This window comes from Sphingomonas soli NBRC 100801, from assembly GCF_001591025.1.
Taxonomy (GTDB): domain Bacteria; phylum Pseudomonadota; class Alphaproteobacteria; order Sphingomonadales; family Sphingomonadaceae; genus Sphingomonas; species Sphingomonas soli.
On record NZ_BCTZ01000009.1, the window covers coordinates 209,317 to 230,190 of the forward strand.

At 65.9% G+C, this 20,874-nt stretch carries 19 protein-coding genes and 1 tRNA gene; 12 read left to right on the top strand and 8 right to left on the bottom strand.

The genetic code is table 11. The annotated features are described in order from the left end of the window. Positions 1-17 precede the first annotated feature (17 nt). Positions 18-2,996 carry a TonB-dependent receptor domain-containing protein gene (locus SSO01S_RS07180; RefSeq protein ID WP_218000344.1) on the bottom strand — a complete coding sequence of 993 codons (2,979 nt, stop codon included), beginning with the start codon at positions 2,994-2,996 and terminating at the stop codon, positions 18-20. A 288-nt stretch (positions 2,997-3,284) separates the two neighbouring features. Here SSO01S_RS07180 and SSO01S_RS07185 point away from each other — a divergent pair, with 288 nt between their 5' ends. The 6 genes from SSO01S_RS07185 (at position 3,285) to SSO01S_RS07210 (ending at position 9,128) form a co-directional block, all read left to right on the top strand. Next, positions 3,285-3,791 (top strand): EF-hand domain-containing protein, encoded by a 507-nt coding sequence (locus tag SSO01S_RS07185; protein WP_083942906.1) that lies wholly within the window; start codon positions 3,285-3,287, stop codon positions 3,789-3,791. Between the two features lie 34 nt (positions 3,792-3,825). Then, the gene (locus SSO01S_RS07190; protein WP_066797326.1) at positions 3,826-4,773 is read left to right on the top strand and encodes a cation diffusion facilitator family transporter; all 948 of its coding nucleotides are present in this window, start codon (positions 3,826-3,828) and stop codon (positions 4,771-4,773) included. Then, positions 4,766-5,434 (top strand): HAD hydrolase-like protein, encoded by a 669-nt coding sequence (locus SSO01S_RS07195; RefSeq protein ID WP_083942894.1) that lies wholly within the window; start codon positions 4,766-4,768, stop codon positions 5,432-5,434. The genes SSO01S_RS07190 and SSO01S_RS07195 overlap by 8 nt, the downstream gene beginning before the upstream one ends. A 358-nt stretch (positions 5,435-5,792) precedes the next feature. Continuing rightward, positions 5,793-6,941 (top strand): tRNA guanosine(34) transglycosylase Tgt, encoded by a 1,149-nt coding sequence (gene tgt, locus SSO01S_RS07200; protein ID WP_066797331.1) that lies wholly within the window; start codon positions 5,793-5,795, stop codon positions 6,939-6,941. Between the two features lie 815 nt (positions 6,942-7,756). Beyond that, on the top strand, positions 7,757-8,746 hold the full coding sequence (locus SSO01S_RS07205; RefSeq protein WP_245646641.1) for a cell wall hydrolase: 990 nt from the start codon (positions 7,757-7,759) through the stop codon (positions 8,744-8,746). 10 nt (positions 8,747-8,756) lie between these two features. Continuing rightward, entirely contained in the window at positions 8,757-9,128 is a 372-nt protein-coding gene (locus SSO01S_RS07210; protein ID WP_066797333.1) for a hypothetical protein, read from the top strand. A 60-nt stretch (positions 9,129-9,188) separates the two neighbouring features. Here SSO01S_RS07210 and SSO01S_RS07215 read toward each other — a convergent pair whose 3' ends face one another. The 3 genes from SSO01S_RS07215 to SSO01S_RS07225 form a co-directional block, all read right to left on the bottom strand. Beyond that, positions 9,189-9,572, bottom strand: coding sequence for a hypothetical protein (locus tag SSO01S_RS07215; protein WP_066797336.1), 384 nt, complete (start codon positions 9,570-9,572; stop codon positions 9,189-9,191). Positions 9,573-9,724: 152 nt separating this feature from the next. Continuing rightward, positions 9,725-11,389 (bottom strand): DNA repair protein RecN, encoded by a 1,665-nt coding sequence (gene recN / locus SSO01S_RS07220; protein ID WP_066797339.1) that lies wholly within the window; start codon positions 11,387-11,389, stop codon positions 9,725-9,727. A 59-nt stretch (positions 11,390-11,448) separates the two neighbouring features. Beyond that, positions 11,449-12,252 carry an outer membrane protein assembly factor BamD gene (locus tag SSO01S_RS07225; protein WP_066797342.1) on the bottom strand — a complete coding sequence of 268 codons (804 nt, stop codon included), beginning with the start codon at positions 12,250-12,252 and terminating at the stop codon, positions 11,449-11,451. 121 nt (positions 12,253-12,373) lie between these two features. Between SSO01S_RS07225 and SSO01S_RS07230 the strand changes: the two genes are divergently transcribed. Further along, the gene (locus SSO01S_RS07230; RefSeq protein ID WP_066797344.1) at positions 12,374-13,198 is read left to right on the top strand and encodes a class I mannose-6-phosphate isomerase; all 825 of its coding nucleotides are present in this window, start codon (positions 12,374-12,376) and stop codon (positions 13,196-13,198) included. Between the two features lie 98 nt (positions 13,199-13,296). After that, positions 13,297-13,806 (top strand): glycine zipper 2TM domain-containing protein, encoded by a 510-nt coding sequence (locus SSO01S_RS07235; protein ID WP_066797345.1) that lies wholly within the window; start codon positions 13,297-13,299, stop codon positions 13,804-13,806. Positions 13,807-13,891: 85 nt separating this feature from the next. On the opposite strand, the gene SSO01S_RS07240 is transcribed toward SSO01S_RS07235, so the two are convergent. Both SSO01S_RS07240 and SSO01S_RS07245 read right to left on the bottom strand, forming a co-directional pair. Next, positions 13,892-14,113, bottom strand: coding sequence for a hypothetical protein (locus SSO01S_RS07240; protein WP_066797348.1), 222 nt, complete (start codon positions 14,111-14,113; stop codon positions 13,892-13,894). A 46-nt stretch (positions 14,114-14,159) separates the two neighbouring features. Then, on the bottom strand, positions 14,160-14,771 hold the full coding sequence (locus SSO01S_RS07245; RefSeq protein WP_066797351.1) for an SOUL family heme-binding protein: 612 nt from the start codon (positions 14,769-14,771) through the stop codon (positions 14,160-14,162). A 119-nt stretch (positions 14,772-14,890) separates the two neighbouring features. Between SSO01S_RS07245 and SSO01S_RS07250 the strand changes: the two genes are divergently transcribed. From SSO01S_RS07250 to SSO01S_RS07265, 4 genes are all read left to right on the top strand, one after another. Beyond that, positions 14,891-15,625: a hypothetical protein gene (locus SSO01S_RS07250; protein WP_066797354.1), complete on the top strand. Its 735-nt coding sequence runs from the start codon at positions 14,891-14,893 to the stop codon at positions 15,623-15,625. A gap of 45 nt (positions 15,626-15,670) precedes the next feature. Beyond that, positions 15,671-15,744: transfer RNA gene (locus tag SSO01S_RS07255), tRNA-Gly, on the top strand. Between the two features lie 25 nt (positions 15,745-15,769). Beyond that, entirely contained in the window at positions 15,770-17,161 is a 1,392-nt protein-coding gene (locus tag SSO01S_RS07260) for a M20/M25/M40 family metallo-hydrolase (RefSeq protein WP_066797357.1), read from the top strand. Between the two features lie 3 nt (positions 17,162-17,164). Continuing rightward, positions 17,165-18,757, top strand: coding sequence for a phytoene desaturase family protein (locus SSO01S_RS07265; protein WP_066797359.1), 1,593 nt, complete (start codon positions 17,165-17,167; stop codon positions 18,755-18,757). A gap of 32 nt (positions 18,758-18,789) precedes the next feature. Here SSO01S_RS07265 and SSO01S_RS07270 read toward each other — a convergent pair whose 3' ends face one another. Both SSO01S_RS07270 and SSO01S_RS07275 read right to left on the bottom strand, forming a co-directional pair. Continuing rightward, complete coding sequence (locus SSO01S_RS07270) at positions 18,790-20,067, bottom strand: APC family permease (protein WP_066797361.1); 1,278 nt, start codon at positions 20,065-20,067, stop codon at positions 18,790-18,792. Next, positions 20,067-20,822 (bottom strand): competence/damage-inducible protein A, encoded by a 756-nt coding sequence (locus SSO01S_RS07275; protein ID WP_066797364.1) that lies wholly within the window; start codon positions 20,820-20,822, stop codon positions 20,067-20,069. Before SSO01S_RS07275 ends, SSO01S_RS07270 begins: the two co-directional genes overlap by 1 nt. Positions 20,823-20,874: the final 52 nt, after the last annotated feature.

Consider the following 20,874-nt stretch of genomic DNA (forward strand, 5'->3'; position numbering starts at 1 on the left):
TCGGGAGTATAGAGTGGTTAGAAGCCGGCCTTGATCCCGAGCTGGACGACACGGCCTAGGCCGTTGGCCATCCAGGGATCGAAGCCATATTCCTCCTGCGCCCGCGGCGGATCGCGATCCAGGAGGTTGGTGACACCAGCGGTAAGGGCAAGATTGTCGCTCAACGCAAACCGGTAAGCGAGGTCGAAGGTCACCCAATCGCGGCCCTTCTCACCATATTGGATGCCCGCCCGCTCATCGGTCACCGCCGAGATATAGTTCATCGTCGCCCGGATGTTGTGGCCGCCGATATTATAGTTGAGGTTGCCGTTCGCCCGCACCTTCGGCGCGGCATTGGCGAATGTCGCGAAGTTCAGCGTGCCGAGGCGATTGTCGCCGGTCGAGATCACCACGCCATCGAGCGAAGTGGGACCGGTGCGGAGAGCAGTCAGGATCGTCGCCGCAGCATGGATGCCGAGTTCGCCCCCACCTAGTGGCAGCGTGTAAGCAGCCTGCACGTCGAAGCCGTTGGTTGTCTGGCCGGGTCCATTGCCGACAACCGTTGTTATCGCCGAGAAGCTGCCGACCGCGCTCATGCCGACGGCACAGCCGGCATTGAAGGTGATGCGGTTGAGCAACGGCTGGGTGGACGCGTTGCAGGTCGTGATCGTCCCGCCCGCACCATTGAACACCAGGTTGGCGATCTGGTTCGGATCGGCGAGCTGGCCCACCTCGTCCTTGGTGCGGATGTCGAAATAGTCCACGCTCAGATGGAAGCGATGGCCCGCTCCAAAGCCGCCGCTATCCCAGACCGCGCCGACATTGGCGGTGGTCGCCGTCTCGGGCTTGATGCTCGCGGCGGTGACGAAGTTGGCCGCCAGCCAGTTTCCTCCGGCAATCGTGATGTTGCGCGCGGCAACGTTCACCTGCCCAGGCACCGTGCCCAGGGGCGGCGTCTGGTAGTTGGTGCCATAGGATGCACGCAGCGTCAGCGGGCCAAACACGTTAAACTTGCCCGCGACCTTGTAAACCGTAGCGCTCAGGCCGCCAGAGAACTCCTCGCGCCGCGCCGCCGCCTGGATGCTGAACTGGTCGAACACGGGGATCTGGATTTCGCCGAACACTGACTTTTGCTGGCGCTCGAGATGATAGGGCGCAATCGGCGCGAACAGCACGAACGGACCGGGCGCATTGGGAGTGCAGCCGCGATAATTGGGGCTGGTCGTCGGGAGGGGATTTGCCTCCATCGGGGTCGATCCGACGCCGTTCGTGCTGGTCGTCCCGTGCGGCCACTCGCACTGCACGGTGCCGTTGTCATACGGATCCAGTACCTGCGAGCGAACGTCGAACCAGCGCAACTGGCCACCCAGCGCCCAGCTTACGTCCCCACCAGGCAGAACGATGCCGGATTTGCCGCTGAACACCAGATCGACCGTCAGGTCCTGGCTCACCGTCTCCTGCTCGCGCTTGCTGAACATCCAGCGGATCAGTTCCTTCGAATTCTCGCTGCCCGCCACATAATTTGGGTTGGCGAGCCCGAGCACCGGCTGGTTGGCGAAGGACGAGGAGAAGGGATTCCAGTATTTACAGTTTCCGACCCCGGCCAGCGCCGGGTTCTGCGTGCCGAAGCGGTTGGGATCGAGATCGGGCGCGTTGCAACCCGCGCCGCCGAAGCCGTTCAGCGCCTGTTGCAGCCGGAACCCAAGCGTGTCCGGGTGGGTCAGGTAGTTTCGGACATTGTTGTAGGTCGCCGCCGCATCGAAATTCACGTTCCGCGCGAAGCCCGCCCAGTCGCCGAGCTTGCCGTTGACATTGGCCGAGACGCGGAAAACCTCATTGTCCGCGCGATCGGGGACGCCGTAGCCGTCATCGGTCAGCGCGTTGTTACCGCCATGGCCGAGCATGCGGTACGTCGTCGGGGTGAAGCCCGATGCGCCGACGATGCCGTTCCGCGTGGCAAAGGCCGCAGCGTAGGGATTGGTGATCGGCACATAGAACTGATCAACCGCACCCGTCGCCATCGCCGGGCCATTGACCACCGGCTGCGACGGCGACGCGATGATCTCCGGCACGGTCACGCGGGCATAGGACCCATCGACGTGGAAGCTGATATCGTCGTTCAGCCGGCCGCTGATCTGCAGATAGCCGCGCCAGGTGTCGGTCTTGGACACGAGGTCGTAATAAGAGATGTAGTTGTACGCGCAGGTATAGGCGTTGTCGTAGCGGCCACCCACTGCCGCGCAGCTGGCCGGCGTGAAATCGGTGACGTAGCCGATCGCAGCGCCGAATTCGTTGGCGACGCTCGGGCTCGCGGGCAGCGGTCCGCGCACGGTCCAGCCGGTAAGGTTCGTCAGGGTCGACCATGGCGCAGGGTTGTAGCCCGCCTTGGTGGGATCGAGCGATTCGCGGACGAAATCGCGCTCGATCGCCTTGAGGCGCGAACGGCGCTCATATTCGACCGACGCCATGATGTTGACGTCGCCTGATCCCACGCCGGCGAGCAGGCCGGCATAATAATCGCCCTTCGACCCGTCGATGAACTTGTAGCGCGCCTCGCCGGTCAGGCCGACGAAGCGGTCGCGGGTGATGAAGTTGACGACGCCGCCGGTCGCGTCCGCGCCATAGGTCACCGCCGCGCCGTCCTTGAGGATCTCGACCCGGCCCATCGCGATCGAGGGCACGTTGGCAGTGTTGATGTTCATCCGCCGCCCGTTGAGCAGCACCAGCGTCTTGCTCGCGCCCAGGCCGCGCAGATTGTACTGGACCGAACCCGTGGAAGCGGGGCCGCCGAAATAATAGGATTCGCCGGTCGTCGGACCCGAAATGGTGAGGCTCTTTGCAAAATCCAGCGCGTTCGGCGAACCGCGGCGCTCCATCTCGACCTGCGAATAGACTTCGACCGGCAAGGCGGTGTCGAGAGGCGTTCCGCGGATCAACGATCCGGTGACGACAATTCCCGCATCGTCATCGGCCTGTTCTGCTGGAGCCGTCTGCGGAAGCTGCGCTTCCTGCGCCAACGCGGGCGCCCCCCAACCCAGACTCAATGACGCAATTGCAATTGCCGCCATCGACACACGACGTGAATCCGCCTTCATTGTCCCCTCCTCTTTGTAGTTTTCACTATCTTGCGAGTGAGCATTTCGAGCGGGCTGCATTTTGTCAAGCGCCGGACTCAGCCAGCACTATCGACCAATGTCGTAATTCGTCGACTATCCGCCGCCCTGTTGCCCTTATGTCACGGGAAATGCCCACTTTCGCCGCGGCGGGGATGGAGCTAGAGATTTTTGCAGATCGCGGAGGTTTGGATGCGCCTGTTTTTGACCATCATGGCGCTTACCGCCGCGAATCCCGTGCTGGCGCAGACCCGGACGCCGGCGGCGGCGGGAAATCCGGCGTCGGCCGCCCCGGCTCCGCAACCCGCAGCGACCGTGATCGTCGAGCCGGTTGCGATGATGATTGCCGCATTCGATTCGGACGGCGATGCGCGCGTCACGCGTGCCGAATTCGATGCAGGCCTGCGCCACAGCTTCGAAAGCGCAAACCCGCGCGACGGGACGCTGGGCTATATCGCGTTCTCCGACTGGTCCGAACGCTGGCTGGGTGACCGCAACACCCTGCCCAGCCCCTTCGAAACCGACCGCGACGGCGACAACAGGATCAGCTTCGGCGAGCTGGCCGACCGATTCAGCCTGCTCTTCGCGCGTTTCGACACCGACAAGGACGGTGTGCTGACCCGCCGGGAACTGGTGACGATCCGTCCGCAAATGCCCGCTTTTGAAGCGGGCCAGGGCGGGAAGCGCCGCAAGCGCTAGTATCTCATGCCCGGCCAAGGCTAAGGTCGAGTCGATGGCAGCGCCCCACGATCACAAGCACGAGCACGCAGGACACCAGCATGCGGGGCACCATCACGCTCCCGCCGACTTCGGCCGCGCCTTCGCGATCGGGACCGTGCTCAACCTCGCCTTTGTCTGCGTGGAAGCGGCGGCGGGCGTCTGGACCAACTCGGTCGCCTTGCTCGCCGATGCCGGGCACAACCTATCGGACGTACTCGGGCTGCTGATCGCATGGGGCGGCGCGGAACTGGCCAAGCGCCCTGCCTCGGCGCGCTTCACCTATGGCCTGCGCGGCTCATCGATCCTGGCGGCGCTGACCAACGCCGTTTTGCTGTTCGTCGCGGTGGGCGCGATCCTGCTGGAGACGGTGCAGCGCTTCTCGGAGCCGGCGAATGTGCCCGGCGCGACGGTCATGCTGGTCGCGGGCGTGGGCATCGTCGTCAATATGGGCACCGCAATGCTCTTCGCCAGCGGGCGCAAGAGCGACATCAACATCCGCGGCGCCTATCTCCACATGGCGGCGGACGCGGCGGTGTCGCTCGGCGTGGTGATCGGCGGCGCGCTGATCCTGTTCACCGGGGCGGCGTGGATCGACCCGGTCATCAGCCTGCTCATCGTGGGCGTGATCCTGTGGAGCAGCTGGGGGCTGTTCACCGAATCGCTCACCATGGTGCTCCAGGCCGTACCCTCGGGCATCGACGCCGGCGCGGTTGAGCGGACGCTCGCCGAACTGCCCGGCGTCACCCGCGTCCACGATCTTCACATCTGGCCGATGAGCACCACCGAAGCGGCGCTCACCGCGCATCTCGTCATGCCCGGCGGGCATCCGGGCGACGCATTCCTGATCGATCTTCAGCACCGGCTGGAGCACGATCATCGCATCCACCACATCACGATACAGATCGAGCTGGGCGACGGCGCGGAGTGCCGCTTGCATGGAAAGGCGCACGCGCATGGCTGATGCGCCGATCGCCCCCGCCCCCGCGCCGATCCGGCTGGTGATCTTCGACTTCGACGGCACGCTTTCCGACAGCGGCGACTGGTTCATATCGATGATCGATCACCTCGCGGGGATCTTCCACTTCCGCAAGGTGAAGGGCGACGAGATCGAGATGCTGCGGCACCGCAGCTCGCGCGAGGTGATCCAGTATCTCGGCATCTCGCGCTGGAAGCTGCCGTTCATCGCCTGGTATGTCCGCCGTCTGGTCGGCCGCAATGTCGGCCAGATCGAGCTGTTCCCGGGCACCCCGGACCTGCTCCAGCAGATCAACGCCATCGGCGTGCAGATCGCGTTGGTGACCTCGAATTCGGAGGATAATGCCCGGCGCATCCTGGGGCCGGAGAATGCGGCGCTGATCTCCTTCTACGCCTGCGGATCGTCGCTGTTCGGCAAGGCACCCAAGTTTCGCCGCGTGCTCAAGCGACTGGGCGTGCCAGCGGCAGAGACGCTCGCGATCGGCGACGAGACCCGCGACGTGGATTCCGCGCGCGAGGTGGGCATGCGCGCCGGATCGGTTCTGTGGGGCTATGCCCGCGAACAGGCTCTGGCGGCGACACGGCCCGACGCCATGTTTCGCGCGCCGCAGGACATATTGGATTACGTCGGCGCGCACCGCGATTGACGCGCGAAAGGTGACACTAAGGTGACACCAAGGAGCGCGTTTTGCGGAGCCCGTCACGAAATAAAGTTACGCAGGTAGGAAATTTCCGTGCGCGAATGGTGCCCGACGTTTCAAAGAGCGGCAGCGCTGAACGCTGCGGCCTGAGACACAAGCAAGCGAAATCCTACATTGCAAGCTTGATGAGGGCTGGCCCGCGCGCTCCTGGGTATGGAGGAAGCAAGCGGGACCCCGGCGCGAGGCCGGGATGACGGAGTCTGGGCGGTGGCCCGCTAACGGAGATGGCGGGCGATGCCGGCGGCTGGTGGCCGGGGGAGGAATCGGTTGGATTCCGCGGCCTGACGCGGCAAGGCACCGTGCCATGACGACAACCGCTCCCCGTTTCCAGTTCACCATCTCCGCAACCGACGGAAAGGCGCGCATCGGCACCATTGCGATGCAGCGCGGCGAGATCCGCACGCCCGCCTTTATGCCGGTCGGCACCGCAGCCACGGTGAAGGCCGTGAAGCCGCAGGACGTGCGCGCCAGCGGCGCGGATATCCTGCTGGGCAACACCTATCACCTGATGCTGCGGCCGGGCGCGGAGCGGGTCGCGCGGCTGGGCGGGCTGCACGATTTCATGGGCTGGGACCGACCCATCCTGACCGATAGCGGCGGATATCAGGTGATGAGCCTGTCGGACCTGACCAAGCGGAGCGAAGAGGGCATCGTCTTCAAATCGCACCTCGACGGCACGCGCCACATGCTGAGCCCAGAGCGATCGATGGAGATCCAGCGGCTGCTGGGCTCGAACATCGTCATGGCGTTCGACGAGCTGGTGCCGACCACCTCAACCAAGGAAGTGCAGGCGGCGGCGATGGAGCGATCGATGCGCTGGGCGAAGCGCAGCCGCGCGGGGTTCGATGCGGGCGGAACGCATGCGGAGAACAATGCGATCTTCGGCATCCAGCAAGGCGCGCTCGACGAAAAGCTTCGCAAATGGAGCGCCGACGTGCTGCTCGATATCGGCTTTGACGGCTATGCGGTGGGCGGCCTCGCGGTGGGCGAAGGGCAGGAAGCGATGTTCGGCGTGCTCGATTATGCGCCGGGCCAGCTCGATCCGGCAAAGCCGCGCTATCTGATGGGCGTGGGCAAGCCCGACGACATTGTCGGCGCGGTGGAGCGCGGCATCGACATGTTCGATTGCGTGCTGCCGACGCGGAGCGGCCGCACGGGCCAGGCGTTCACGCGAACCGGGCCGATCAACATCCGCAATGCCAAATTCGCGGAGGATCAGGGGCCGCTCGATCCCGAATGCCCCTGCCCGAGCTGCACCGGCTTTAGCCGGGCCTATATCCACCACCTCGTGCGCGCGGGGGAGATATTGGGCGCGATGCTGATGACCGAGCATAATCTGTATTTCTATCAGCATCTGATGAGCGACCTGCGCGCGGCGATCGCGGCGGGGCGGCTGAGCGAGTTCGCGAATGGATTCCGGGCGCGCTACGCGAGGGCGAAGGGGCAGGATTGATCCGTCACCCTTTGGCGTCATCGCCGCGCGAGCGGAGACCCAGGGGGTTATGAGCGGTGCGCGATGACCGGCATCGGGTCTAACCGATAGTTCCGGGAAGCCTTGCGGTATGCAGGGGAGAAGCGGGACCCCGGGTCAAGCCCGGGGTGACGAAGCTTGGCTGGTGTTCGCTCCCCGTCCTATTAGCGTCATCCCCGCGCAAGCGAGGTTCCAGGGTTACGGGCGGCGCGCTTTGGGCTCCGGGTCCCCGCTTGCGCGGGGATGACGGAGATGGAGGGAGTGAAGTCGGTGGCTGGCTGCCAGTGCATCTTGACGCTCTTACTCTTGTCACCCCGGGCTTGACCCGGGGTCCCGCTATTTTGCAGGTGACGCGCCAGCCGGAGAACCCTTAAGTTGCGAAGAAGAAGCGGGACCCCGGGGCAAGCCCGGGGTGACAAAGCTTGGCTGGTGTTCGCCCCCCAGGGTTACGGGCGGCGCGCTTTGGGCTCTGGGTCCCCGCTTGCGCGGGGACGACGGAGAGGAAGGGAGTGAAGTCGGTGGCTGGCGGCCAGTGCATATTGACGCTCTTCCTTTTGTCACCCCGGGCTTGACCCGGGGTCCCGCTATTTTGCAGGTGACGCGCCAGCCGGAGAACCCTCAAGTTGCGAAGAAGAAGCGGGACCCCCGGGTCAAGTCCGGGGTGACGACGTGTGGGTGTTCGATAAAAATTACCTTAACCATCAAGTGTTTCGACGCGGGACGCCGCCAAATCAGCAGGCGAAAGCGTTAGGATATTGCCCTATATTCCGCGCTCGGCCGCGTGGGGTTTTTTGGCTTTGTTCTGGCGTCGTTTCACCAAGATGCAGGTTCGGGGGATCGCGGCGGCGGCGTTCGTGTCGCTGATCGGCGCCGGATTCTCCGCGCAGGCGATCGGCCCCGGCGCGACGAAGCCCGCCGTGAAAGTCCCGGTGACGGGCTATGAAGCCGAGGATCATTTCCCCGGCGCGGCTTATTATACGGCGATCGACGACGATCGGGCCGCCGCAGCAGCAGGGACCACGGGCACGATCGAGCTGCCCGACATGCCGGTTCCGCAAGGCGCGGTGTTCGACGAGACGATCCAGCCCGCAACGCCCTTCAAGCTCGCCGGTTCGCCGAACGACAAGGCGCGGGCGCTGCAATGCCTGACCACCGCCATTTATTACGAAGCCGCACGCGAGCCCGATGACGGCCAGCGCGCGGTGGCGCAGGTGGTGCTCAATCGCGTTCGCCACCCGGCCTTCCCCTCCACCGTGTGCGGCGTGGTGTTTCAAGGTTCGGAAAAGAGCGGCTGCCAGTTCAGCTTTGCGTGCGATGGCGCGATGACGCGCGGAGGCCAGCCCGCGCGCGAATATTGGGTGCGCGCCGCGCGCGTGGCCGCCGATGCGCTGGGCGGCAGCGTCTTCGCGCCGGTGGGCATGGCGACGCATTACCATACCTATGCCGTGACGCCCTCGTGGAACCGCAGCCTGGTGATGACCGGGGTGTTCGGCGCGCACTTTTTCCACCGCTGGAAAGGCTATTGGGGCACGTCCGGCGCGTTTCGATCGGCGTATCGCGGGGGCGAACCGGTGCCCGGCCCGCATCCGAGCGCCGTCGCCGCAGCCCCCGCACCCATTGCGACGCCGGTGGCGGGACGCGCGCCTGTGCCGGTGCCCACGCCGATCCAGGTGCAGCCGGCCTATGCGCAGAGCGGAGCGCCGATCGCGGCGAAGGTGGCGAGCGAGGACGATTCGAGCTCGCAGATCCTCGACAAGTGGAAGGACAGCGGCAAGCCGCTGCGCTAGGGTCTGCGCCATGCGCACCCTCATGCTCCTTGCCCTGCTCGCCCCGATCCCGGCGGCGGCGCAGGATTTCAACTGCCGCAACCTGGAGGCCGAGATCGCATGTGACGCTGGCAAATGCACAGTCACCGGCGATCAGGGCTTTACTCCGATGGGCCTGACGCGGCGGGGCAACATGCTCTCGATCTGCGCCTATTCGGGCTGTTCGGAAGGACGGGTGCTGGTCAGCCGCTCACGAGGCGGGATCGCGATGCTCTATGCCGAGGTGCGGCGAACCACCGGGCCGGGCGGCGAGCGCGAGCCGCTGGCGGTGCTGTATGATCGCACCGAGCGGACGGCGCAGATGCGCTGGCGCGGATTTTCCAACGCGATGAGCTGTGGCTGACAAGCAAACGGGCCCCGCCTTTCGGCGGAGCCCGTCTTCGCCCCCGCTGGGGAGCTTGCCTTAGCGGCGGTGACCCGGGCCGCGATGATCGCGATCATTCTTCGCGATCCGGATGCTGCGCTCCAGACGATCGAAGCGGCGGTCGAGGTCGATACGCTCAGCCTGGGTCAGGCCGGGACGCGAGCGGCGATACTGGGCCTCGAGACGCTCGATCTGGCGGAACTCGGCCCGCAGGCGGGCTGCTTCGCGGCGATCGATCGCACCCGAACGGATGCCCTGGTTGATCTTCGCCTCGATCCGGTTCTGGCGGGCGTTGATGTTCTGCCAGGTGCCGCCGCGCTGCATGTCATAGCCGGGCTGCGAAGCCGGAGCGGCAATCGCCGTGGCGGGGATGGCTGCGGCCGCAATGCCGATACCTGCGATCATCATCGTGAACTTCTTCATGGTACTCTACTCCTCTTTCAAAGCCTGGGCCGTTGATTGGGGGGTAACGGCCTGTGAGGAGATATATGTCCCCCGCCTGTCGCCAGGATGTACCGGCTGCGTATCTTTTTTGTCACCGTTTGTCGCAAAACCGGCGGGTTCGTTCAGAATGGTTAAGCGGGCTCGATCAGCCGCTCCGCCTGGGCGCGGGCTTCGTCGGTGATCTCCGCGCCGGAGAGCATGCGGGCGATCTCCTCGCGCCGCTGATCGGAGTCGAGCGGGGTTACGCCGGTGCGGGTGACGACGCCGTCGTGCGACTTGGCGATCAGCAGGTGGCGGGCACCGCGCGCCGCGACCTGGGGGCTGTGCGTCACCACCAGCACCTGCGCGCCGCCCGCCAGCCGCGCCAGCCGCTCGCCGATCGCGCTCGCCACCGCGCCGCCCACGCCGCGGTCGATCTCGTCGAAGATCAGCGTGCGCGCCCCGCCCTCTTCGGCAAGCGCCACCTTCATCGCGAGGATGAAGCGCGACAATTCGCCGCCCGAGGCGATCTTGATCAGCGGCGCGAAGGGTGCGCCGGGATTGGTCGAGACGAGGAATTCGACGCGGTCCATGCCTGATGGCGACCATTGCGATTCGTCGAGCGGCTCGACCTGGGTGCGGAAGCGGGCGGCATCGAGCTTGAGCGGCCTGAGTTCGCCTTCGACGGCAAGATCGAGCCGGGAAGCGGCTTCGCTGCGTGCCTCCGAGAGGGCCCGCGCGGCTTCGCGATAGGCGCGGTGGGTTTCCTCCGCCGCCAGCGCGAGCGCCGCAATCCCCGCGCCCCCGCCTTCGATGCGATCCAGCCGGGCGGAAAGCTCGTCATGCAGCGCGGCGAGATCGTCCGGCTGGACGCGATGCTTGCGCGCGACCCCGCGCAATTCGAACAGGCGCGTCTCGTCCGCCTCCAGCGCACCGGGATCGAACGCCAGCGCTTCGGCGGCGGCATCGACCTTTTCCTGCGCCTCGGCAGCCTGGGCGATTGCGCCGTCGAGCGCCGCCAGCGCCTCGCCGAGCAGGGCATGATCCTGGCCGATGCGATCGAGGATGCGCGCGGCCTGACGCAACCGGGTGAGCCCGCCATCCGACCCCTCCAGCAGGCCGGCGATCGACTGGAGCTCGCCCGCAATCTTTTCGCCGCGCTGCATCGCCGCGCGGCGGCCGGCCAGGATTTCCTCCTCGCCCGGCTCCGGCGCCAGCGCGCGCAGTTCGGCAACGGCATGCTCCAGCCATTCGCGATCGCGCTCGGCGGCGTCCTGCTCGCCCTGCGCCTGCGCCAGCGCCGCTTCTGCATCGCGCCACGCCTTGTGCGCAGCGGCTACCGGCGCGGCATCGAGCCGGCCGAAGGCATCGAGCAGCGCCCGGTGCCCGCGCGGATTGAGCAGGCCGCGATCGTCATGCTGGCCGTGAATCTCCACCAGATGCGGCGCCAGTTCGCGCAGCAGCCCCGCAGAGGCGGGCTGATCGTTGAGAAAGGCGCGGCTGCCGCCATCGGACTTGACGATGCGGCGGACGATCAGCGGCTCGCCGGGTTCAAGCTCCAGCCCGTTTTCGGCAAAGACCTGGGCGACCGCGCCACCGGCGGGCGGCGTATCGAAGGTGGCGGTGACCACCGCCTGCGCCGCGCCCTGACGGACCAGCCCCGTCTCGCCGCGCGCGCCCAGCGCCAGCCCCAGCGCATCGAGCAGGATCGACTTGCCCGCACCGGTTTCGCCGGTGAGCACGCCGAGTCCTTCGCCGAACTCCAGGTCCAGCGCCTCGATCAGCACAACATCGCGAATGGAAAGCGCCGTCAGCATGCGGCTTTCCTATGACAGGAACACATAAAGAACAAAAGTGGCGGAAACCACTTTGCGGATCAGCTTGCGGGAGCGGTTGCCTTGGCCAGCTTGTCCTGATTGGACTGCATCAGCTTATAGGCGCGGTCATACCAGTCGGTGCCGGGATAATTGGCACCGAGCACCGCGGCGGACTTCTGCGCTTCCGCAGGCACGCCGAGCGCCAGATAGACTTCGGTCAGCCGCAGCAGCGCCTCCGGCACGTGCGTCGTGGTCTCGTAATTGTCGACCACCGCGCGGAAGCGCAGCGACGCCGCAAGCCACTGGCCGCGCCCTTCATAGAAGCGGCCGATCTCCATTTCCTTGCCGGCCAGGTGATCCCGGACCAGATCCATCTTGAGCCGCGCATCGGATGCGTAGCGCGAGTTCGGGTAGCGGCGCGTGAGCTCGCCCAGCGAATCGAGCGCCTGCTGCGTGATCTTCTGATCGCGCGTCACGTCGCTGATCTGCTCGTAATAGCTGATGGCGATCAGATAATAGGCATAGGCCGCGTCGCGATTGCCCGGATGCACCGCGAGGAAGCGCTGTGCCGAGGAGATGGCATCGGTATAATCCCCGCTCAGATAATAGCTGAACGCGCCCATCAGCTGCGCGCGGCGCGCCCAGATCGAATAGGGATGCTGGCGCTCGACTTCGTCGAACAATGCCGCCGCCTGCTTGTACTGGCGCTGGTCCAGCCGCTGCTTGGCCGCGCTGTAGAGCGTGCCCACGTCGCGCGCCACATAGGGCAGATCGGACTTGGCCTTCTTGGCGCACCCGGCCACCGAGAAAGCGAGCACGGGAACGATGGCGAGCGCCAGGGCGCGGCGGAATGGTGTACGCATGAACCCGGTCTTAGCGCTTTCGCATGGCTTCAAACAATCCTTTTCGCGGCGGGATTGGGGCGGGAGCGCTTGGCAGCTATACGCGTTGACATCGAACCCCGGGATCCATGAGGGACTTTGAGTGACCGCAACGCTTCTTGCCACCCATCGCGTCGAAAAGCCCTGGGGCCGCCACAGTTTGTGGCCCGGTTTCGAGGACCCGGCGCCGGACGGCGAGCCCGTTGGCGAGATCTGGTTCCAGACCCCGGGCGACAGCGCGCCCGATTTGTTGATCAAATATCTGTTTACCAGCGAAAAACTGTCGGTGCAGGTGCATCCGGACGATGCCCAGGCACACGCCGCCGGGCTGCCGCGCGGCAAGGACGAATGCTGGGTGATCCTGGCCGCCGAACCCGATTCGACGATCGCGCTGGGCACCAAATTCCCGACCGACCGCGAGACGCTGCGCGCCGCCGCGCTCGACGGATCGATCGAGGACCTGCTCGACTGGAAGCCGGTAAAGGCCGGTGATTTCTTTTATTCGGCATCGGGCACGATCCACGCGATCGGCGCGGGAATCACGCTGGTCGAGGTGCAGCAGAACAGCGAGACGACCTATCGGCTCTATGATTATGGCCGCCCGCGCGAATTGCATCTGGAACAGGGGATCGCGGTTTCCGACCCGGTGCCGTTCGTGCCGCATCCGATGCCCGGCAAGGTGAGCGATGGCCGCAACATCCTGGTAGAAGGGCCGAAATTCGTGCTGGAGCGCTGGGCGGGCGGCGCGCGCACGATCCGCCTGCCCGAAGGCGTGACCGGCTGGCTGGTGCCGCTAGCGGGCGCAGGAACCGTCAGCGGCACGGCGTTCAAGGCGGGACAATGCCTGACCATCGAAGGCGAAGCCGCGCTGGAAGCGGATCAAGGCAGCGACCTGCTCTTCGCCTATTCGGGCAGCACGCGCATCTGACGCATGGCTGCGGCATGAACGAAAAGTAGTTTTCGGTTCACGCAACCCGTCCCGCTTCGGTACGTTGGTGCTGCACCCGTAACGACAGGAGAGATCCCATGCGTATCCTTTTTGCCGCGGCCATCGCCGCTGCCGCCGTGCCGGCGATACCCGCCGCAGTCGCCGCGCCTGCGCCCGCGACTGCACCCGCCGCCACCGTGACCCACACCACCGAAGCCGCGACCTCGCAGGATTGGCGCCGCGACCGTCGCGATGCGCGCCAGAACCGCGAATGGCGCCGCGATTGGCGGCGTTATCGCAACTATGACTATAACCGCCTGCCCCCGGGCGAGCGCCAATATTGGGCCGACGATTATTATCGCGACGGCCGCTACTATCGCGAGCGCCGCCTGACGCGGAACGACCGCATCTATCGCGGTCGTGACGGACGCTATTATTGCCGCCGCAGCGACGGCACCACGGGCCTGATCGTCGGCGGTATCGCTGGCGGCCTGTTTGGCAACGCGATTGCGGGCGGCGGCAATGCCACGCTCGGTACCCTGCTCGGCGCCGCAGCCGGCGCTGCGCTCGGCTCGTCGGTCGACCGCAACAACATTCGCTGCCGCTAAACGCGGAAATTCTCAGCCACGCAGGCGAGAGAAAGGCCCGGCGGGAGACCGCCGGGCCTTTTGCCTGGGTTCAAGCGAACCCGATTTAGAAGAGGAAGCCGCCGAGCCAGAGGCGGACCAGGCCGACGCCGCCGACGACCAGGTTCAGATTGCGGCCCGTGTTGCTGCCAGATGCCGCGCCGAGCGCGATGCCGACCACCGCCATCGGGATCACCAGATAGTTGAGCCATCCCAGCAACGGGATGAGCGCAATGAGCATGACCGGCAGGGTGATCACACCGATGAGGATCGAGAGGATGTTGAGCATGAAACGACTATAGGGCTTCTGTAGTGTATTAGCAATATACAACAGTTTAAGCCGCGAGCGGGATCAGCACTTCGCTACGGCGGAGCGCCGCCGGGGTGAGCGGCGAATTGTAGAACGCGTGCTCGACCGGGCCGGACGCGCGCAGGCCGTGCGTGGCCATCCAGCGGCGCAGCTCGGCTTCGTGCGTGCCGAGCGCGCGATCATCGCTATCGCCGGTAAAGCGCAGCGCCGCGATCCGGCGCGGCGGCAGCGCGCGCAACGAAACGCCCTCTTCGGGTGCCAAATCCTCGGGACGCATCCGCGCCGGCATCACCAGACGCGTGCGCCAACCCCGACCATCCTCATCTCCATCGGCGAGCACAGGAACCGTCATCCGCTTCGCCCCGGCTTTGCCGAACAGAAATTCAGCGAGCTTGCCCAGCCCCAGCGCGACGGCGGATTCGCGCATCCCCTCAATCACCGTCTCGGCGACCCAGAGCGGGGGATAATCGCGGATGCTGAACGCGCCTTCGCGCGATACGGTGCGGAACGAGGCCGGTTGTTCGTCGCGAGAAAGCAGGAGATAACCGATGCCGGTAGCCACCGCAGCGGCTACGCCACCGCCGATCATCTTCGCGTTCAGGTGCATGGAATCCCCTTCGAATTCGATTGCGATCAACGCACTCGATCCGTCCGGGTTCCTATCATGGTTAACGCAAAATTGGGCGTTTCGCCACCCTTTTCCATGCTTCCTTAACCTTCCCACGGCATGACGGAGCATCCCCAAGGAGCGCATGGATGCCGTCTCGCCGAGCCTTTTACCTGCCCTTCCTCCTGCCGCTTGCGCTGGCGGGATGCGGCGGCGCAGACAGCCTCAACGATGCGGACGAAGTCAGCGGCAACGCCGCGGATCCCGCGCTGGCGAGCGCGCTGCAGGATCAGATCATGGTCGATCCCCAGCTCAGCCGCCAAGCCAATGGCGATGCGATCCGTCCGCCGGGCCAGCCTTATTCGGGCGGCGTGCCGAGCGACGCCGTCGCGACGAACACCGACAAGATCGACATGGCGGGCCTGATGAAGACCCCCGCCCCCACCCAGGCCGACAAGAATTGCACGCAGTGCGCCGCTGCTCGCGAAAGCGTGACGCTGGGCGGCATCGCCGCACGCCAGCGCGATACGCGGACCAGCCAGTGCGCCGCATCGATGACCTATAGCGCCGCCTGGGCAAACCGCCTTCCGGCCGATCTGCCGCTCTTCCCGCAGGCCCGCGTCATCGAGGCTGCGGGCAGCGAGGCCGGCCAGTGCGCCTTGCGCGCGGTAAGCTTCTCCGCAGCCCAGCCAATGCAGGCCATGCTCGACTGGTATTACACCAAGGCGATCAAATCCGGATATACGGCCGAGCATCAGGTGGACGGCGATCAGCATATCCTGGGCGGCACCCGCGATCGCGACGGCGGTGCCTATGTTTTGTTCCTCACCACGCGCAGCGACGGCGGCACCGATATCGACATGGTGGCGAACAACGGAAGCTAGCCCCCGGTTGACCGGGGCCGCGCGATTGTGCATCGCAGCCTTCGCGCGGGCGTAGCTCAATGGTAGAGCAGAAGCTTCCCAAGCTTACGACGAGGGTTCGATTCCCTTCGCCCGCTCCACTCCCCTGATCTGGAGCCCCTGCATATGCGCCCCGTCGCGGCTTTCCTCGCACTGGCGCTCGTAGCCGCTCCCGCCGCTTATGCGCAGACCCCCGGCCCCAACAGGGTGGCAGAGGCGCAGGCGCTGGAACTGCTGAAGCGCGGCATCGCGTTCCGCACCGTGGCGGGCGAAGGCAACCAGACGCCCGAATATGCCAATTTCCTGAAGGAGCATCTGGTCGCAGGCGGCTTCGCGGCGGAGGATGTGCGTGTCGAGCGGCTGGCGGATACCGCCTATCTGATCGCGCGCTATCGCGGCACCGACCCAGCGAAGAAGCCGATCTATATCTCGGGCCATATGGACGTGGTGGAGGCCAAGCCCGCCGACTGGACGCGCGATCCCTTCACCCCGGTGATCGAGGGCGGCTATATCTGGGGCCGCGGCGCCAGCGACATGAAATACGACCTCTCGACATTGGTCGCGACGCTGATCCAATTGAAGCGCGAAGGCTTCCGCCCCAGCCGAGACATCTATCTCCTCGCCTCGGGCGATGAGGAAACCTCGATGAAGACCACGCAGAAGCTGGCGGAGGAATTCCACGGGGCCGAGCTTTTGCTCAACATCGACGGTGGCGGGGGCGAAATCGACGAGAGCGGCGCGGCGGTGATCTATGGCATTCAGGGTGCCGAGAAGACCTATGCCGATTTCGAGCTGACCTTCACCAATGCGGGCGGGCATTCGAGCGCGCCGAGCCGCCACAATGCGATCTATTCGTTGTCGCGCGCACTGACGCGGATCGCCGATTACCAGTTTCCGGCGGAGATCAACGAGATCACCCGCGCCGGATTCGAAGCCAATCTGAAGACCGCCGATGCGCCGATGGCGGAGGCCACGCGGCGCTTCCTTGCCAACAAGGACGATGCGGAGGCGCTGGCCTATCTGCGATCCTATCCCGGGCTGATCGGCCAGACGGGCACGACCTGCGTGGCGACCACCGTCCAGGCTGGTCACGCGACAAATGCGCTGCCACAGCGCGCCACCGCGAACGTCAATTGCCGGATCTTTCCCGGCACCAGCCCCAAGGCGGTGCAGGAAACCCTCACCAGGGTTGTCGGCGACCCCGAGCTTAAGATCGTCGAGCTCGACAGCGGCACGGTGGCGAGCGACGCATCGCCGCTGCGGCCCGAACTGATGAAGCTGATCACCCGGCTGATCCACGCGCGCTTCCCCGGCGTGCCGATCGTGCCGAGCATGTCTGCGGGTGCCAGCGATTCGATGTGGTTCCGCGCGCGGGGCGTGCCCAGCTATGGCGTGAGCCCGATCTTCATGAAATCGTCGGACGGATTTGCGCACGGGCTGAACGAGCGCACGCCGCTGAGCGAGATCGCCCCGTCGATCGTCTATTACCGGGCATTGCTCAGAGAGCTTGCGAAGTAAGCCATGCGCGGCCGCTATGACGCCCTGATCATCGGCGGCGGGCATAATGGGCTGGTCTGCGCCTTTTACCTGGCGCGCAGCGGCATGAAGGTGCGCGTGCTGGAGCGGCGGCATGTGGTGGGCGGCGCGGCGGTGACCGAGGAATTCCATCCCGGTTTTCGCAACTCGACCGCGAGTTACACGGTCAGCCTGTTGCGGCCCAAGGTGATTGCGGACATGCGGCTGGTGGAGCGCGGCTGGCGCGTGGCGGAGCGGCCGATCAGCAACTTCCTGCCGCATGACGGCGGCTATCTGAAACTGGGCGGTGGGACCGCGCGGACCCAGGCCGAGTTTGCGCGTTTCTCGACGCGCGATGCCGAGGCGCTGCCGCACTATGAGGCGGCGCTGGAGCGCGTCGCCGAGGTGTTGCGAGACTTGGCGCTGACAACCCCGCCCAATGCCGGCGGCGGAATCCGCGCGCTGCTGGCGGCGGCGGCACAGGGGCGGCGGCTGGCGAAGCTGCCGATCGACGCGCAGCGCGACGTGATGGACCTGTTCGTGAAATCCGCGCGCGACTTCCTGAACGGCTGGTTCGAGAATGACTATGTGAAGGCGGCGTTCGGCTTTGACGCGGTGGTTGGCAATTATGCCAGCCCCGATACGCCGGGCAGCGCCTATGTGCTGCTCCACCACGTCTTTGGCGAGGTGAACGGCAAGAAGGGCGCATGGGGCCATTCGATCGGCGGGATGGGCACGATCACGCAATTGATGGCGGATGCCTGCCGCGAATTGGGCGTGGAAATCAGCCTGGAAGCGCCAGTCGCGCGCGTGCTGGTGGACGGCGGCAAGGTTTCCGGCGTGCGGCTGGAGAGCGGCGAGGAGATCATGGCACCGGTGGTGGCGGCCAATGTCGGGCCTGCTCTGCTCTACCGCCAACTTGTCGAGCGCAGCGATATGCCCGCGGATTTCGCGCGTCGGATGGACGGGTTCAAGGCGGGATCGGGCACGTTCCGGATGAACGTCGCGCTCTCCGAACTGCCCGATTTCACCGTGCTTCCGGGAGAAGGTGAGCACCATAAGGCGGGCATCATGATCTGCCCGACGCTCGACTATATGGACCGGGCCTATACCAGCGCACGCGCCAACAGCATGTCGGACGAGCCGATCGTCGAGATGACGATTCCCTCTACGGTGGACGACAGTCTCGCGCCGCCGGGCGGGCATGTGGCGGCATTGTTCTGCCAGCAGTTCGCGCCCGGTTTCGATTGGGACACGCACCGTGAGGCGGCGGCCGACCGGATCATCGAGACGGTCACGAAACATGCACCGAATTTCAAGGCATCGGTGATCGCGCGGCAGATCCATTCCCCACTCGATCTGGAGCGCAAGTTCGGGCTGATCGGCGGGGACATCATGCACGGGCACATGTCGCTCGATCAGCTCTGGGCCGCGCGTCCGGTGCTGGGGCACGGCGATTATCGCGGGCCGATCAAGGGGCTCTATATGTGCGGATCGGGCACCCATCCCGGCGGCGGTGTGACGGGCGCACCGGGGCATAATGCTGCGCGGGAGATATTGCGGGATCGCTCGCTATTGGATCGCATGCTCGGTCGCTGAGGCAGCCCCCTGCCCCCAGCCCGGGCGCCCAATCATGCCGCGTCGCGGGGACCGCGCAGCGCGATGAAGTAAAGCGGAATGGCAACGAGGATCAGCGCGGTGCTGAGCAGCAGCGCTTCGGTGCCCGCGCCCCACAGCGCCCAGAGCACGAAGGCGATGCCCGCGAGCGCCAGCGGACGCATCAGGCCAAGCTTCCACGCAGCCACGCAGCCGCCCAGATAGATCCACATCGCCGCCGCCGTAGTGAGCCGCAGCATGAAATCGAGCAGCACGCCGGCGCTCTGGCTGACGCTGCTGAGGATCAGGATGCTCGCCAGGATCGTCGAGATCACCAGCATCGGCGCGGCGACATCGTGCCGATTGGTGCGCGCCATCCAGCGCGGCAGCAGCCCGGCACGGGCCATTCCCAGCGGTCCCTCCCCGCTCATCAGCACCCAGCCATTGAGGCAGCCGACCGTGGCGATCACCGCGAAGCTGGCCAGCAGCATCGCCGGGCCAGGCCCCCAGAAGGTCTCGACGAACAAGGCGATCGGGGCCTTCGATTCGGCGACCGCCGCTTCTGGCAGCGCGAAGGACACGCCGGTCGAGACGATCAGGTAAAGGAGCCCGGTGAGCGCGAGACCCGCAATGGTGGCGCGCAGGATATTGCGGCCGGGATCGCGCACGCGCTCGGCAGCGATCGAGGCGGTTTCGAACCCGATCATCGCCAGAAAGACCATCGTCACCGCAGGCGTCAGCGCGGAAAGGCTGAACGGGGTATGCGGGTTAGCGGCAAAAGCCTGACCGCCCTTTGCCAGCAGCCCCAGCACGATCGCGGCGACGGCGAACAGCGGCAGCAGCTTGAGCAAGGTCGTCACCACCTGAAAGCGACCCGCCGCGCGGGTGCCGAGCAGGTTGAGCAGCGCGAGCAGCCAGAGCAGACCGACCGCGAACCCGGCATTGTTGAGCGGCGTGGCGGTGAGCGGCGGCCAGAAGAAGCCGAGATAGTTGATCGCGGTGATCGCGATGATCGCGTTGGTGGTCCACACCCCGACCCAGAAGCTCCAGCCGCAGAGGACGGAGGGCAGCGGCCCCAGCGCCTTGCCGATGATCGCGACGATGCCCGTCTCGCCCGGCAGATGCGCGGTGAGGCCGGTGAGCACGGTAGCCAGCAGCATCGCGCCGCCGATCGCGCAGACCCATGCAGCGACCCCGGTCCAGCCTAGCGGCGCGACGACGGAAGGGAGCACGAAGATGCCCGAACCGATCATGCTGCCGACGACGAGCGCGGCTGCGGTCCAGACCCCGAAGGTCCGGCGCGAATCTTCCATCAGATTCCCCCTTCGAACGCCTCGAGCCCTTTGTCCCCCAGGCCGGCCAGCAGCATATCTGCGCAGGCGTTGAGTATATCGGGATCGGTCGCGCGCACCACGAAATTCGCGCCGGTGCGACCATCGCGAAAAAACGGATAGCTGCCGATCGCGACGCCATCGAAGGCCCGTTCGGTGATACCGAGCATGTCGGCAATCTCGCTTTCGGCCACCCATGCGCCGATCGTGCGCGACAGCACGGGCTTGCCGCCCTCCAGCGTCCCGGTCAGCGCATCGAGCATGCCGGCGGCGATATGCGGCACGCCGGCGAGGATGAAGATGTTGCCATGCTTGATCCCCGGCGCGCCCGAAACGCGATTGACGATCAGTTCGGCGCCTTCGGGCACGCGCGCCATGCGCAGCCGGGCGTCGGTCAGGCCGCCGCGCGTCTGATAGTGCCGCTCCAGCGCCGCGCGCGCGGCCGGATGGACGATGACCTGCACGCCAAGCGCCGCCGCAATCGCGTCCACGGTGATATCGTCATGCGTGGGGCCGATGCCGCCGGTGGTGAACAGATAATCGTTGCGGGCGCGCAGCACGTTCACCGCCTCGACGATCGCGTCCTGCACATCGGGAACAACACGCACCTCGGCGAGGCGGATGCCCTGCACATTGAGCCAGGTTGCAAACTGCGCGACATTCTTGTCCTGCGTCCGGCCCGAGAGGATTTCGTCGCCGATCACCACCAGTGCCGCAGTCCAGATACGCTCGCTCATGGACCCTGACTAGGCTCTCGAAATCCCGCGCGCAAACGCCTATATCGCCCAG

Excerpts from the sequence above, each read along its gene's own strand:
- SSO01S_RS07185 (WP_083942906.1), top strand. The coding sequence starts at position 3,285 with ATGCGCCTGTTTTTGACCATCATGGCGCTTACCGCCGCGAATCCCGTG.
- SSO01S_RS07190 (WP_066797326.1), top strand. The coding sequence starts at position 3,826 with ATGGCAGCGCCCCACGATCACAAGCACGAGCACGCAGGACACCAGCAT.
- SSO01S_RS07195 (WP_083942894.1), top strand. The coding sequence starts at position 4,766 with ATGGCTGATGCGCCGATCGCCCCCGCCCCCGCGCCGATCCGGCTGGTG.
- tgt (WP_066797331.1), top strand. The coding sequence starts at position 5,793 with ATGACGACAACCGCTCCCCGTTTCCAGTTCACCATCTCCGCAACCGAC.
- SSO01S_RS07210 (WP_066797333.1), top strand. The coding sequence starts at position 8,757 with ATGCGCACCCTCATGCTCCTTGCCCTGCTCGCCCCGATCCCGGCGGCG.
- SSO01S_RS07215 (WP_066797336.1), bottom strand. The coding sequence starts at position 9,572 with ATGAAGAAGTTCACGATGATGATCGCAGGTATCGGCATTGCGGCCGCA.
- recN (WP_066797339.1), bottom strand. The coding sequence starts at position 11,389 with ATGCTGACGGCGCTTTCCATTCGCGATGTTGTGCTGATCGAGGCGCTG.
- SSO01S_RS07225 (WP_066797342.1), bottom strand. The coding sequence starts at position 12,252 with ATGCGTACACCATTCCGCCGCGCCCTGGCGCTCGCCATCGTTCCCGTG.
- SSO01S_RS07235 (WP_066797345.1), top strand. The coding sequence starts at position 13,297 with ATGCGTATCCTTTTTGCCGCGGCCATCGCCGCTGCCGCCGTGCCGGCG.
- SSO01S_RS07240 (WP_066797348.1), bottom strand. The coding sequence starts at position 14,113 with ATGCTCAACATCCTCTCGATCCTCATCGGTGTGATCACCCTGCCGGTC.
- SSO01S_RS07250 (WP_066797354.1), top strand. The coding sequence starts at position 14,891 with ATGCCGTCTCGCCGAGCCTTTTACCTGCCCTTCCTCCTGCCGCTTGCG.
- SSO01S_RS07260 (WP_066797357.1), top strand. The coding sequence starts at position 15,770 with ATGCGCCCCGTCGCGGCTTTCCTCGCACTGGCGCTCGTAGCCGCTCCC.
- SSO01S_RS07265 (WP_066797359.1), top strand. The coding sequence starts at position 17,165 with ATGCGCGGCCGCTATGACGCCCTGATCATCGGCGGCGGGCATAATGGG.
- SSO01S_RS07270 (WP_066797361.1), bottom strand. The coding sequence starts at position 20,067 with ATGGAAGATTCGCGCCGGACCTTCGGGGTCTGGACCGCAGCCGCGCTC.
- SSO01S_RS07275 (WP_066797364.1), bottom strand. The coding sequence starts at position 20,822 with ATGAGCGAGCGTATCTGGACTGCGGCACTGGTGGTGATCGGCGACGAA.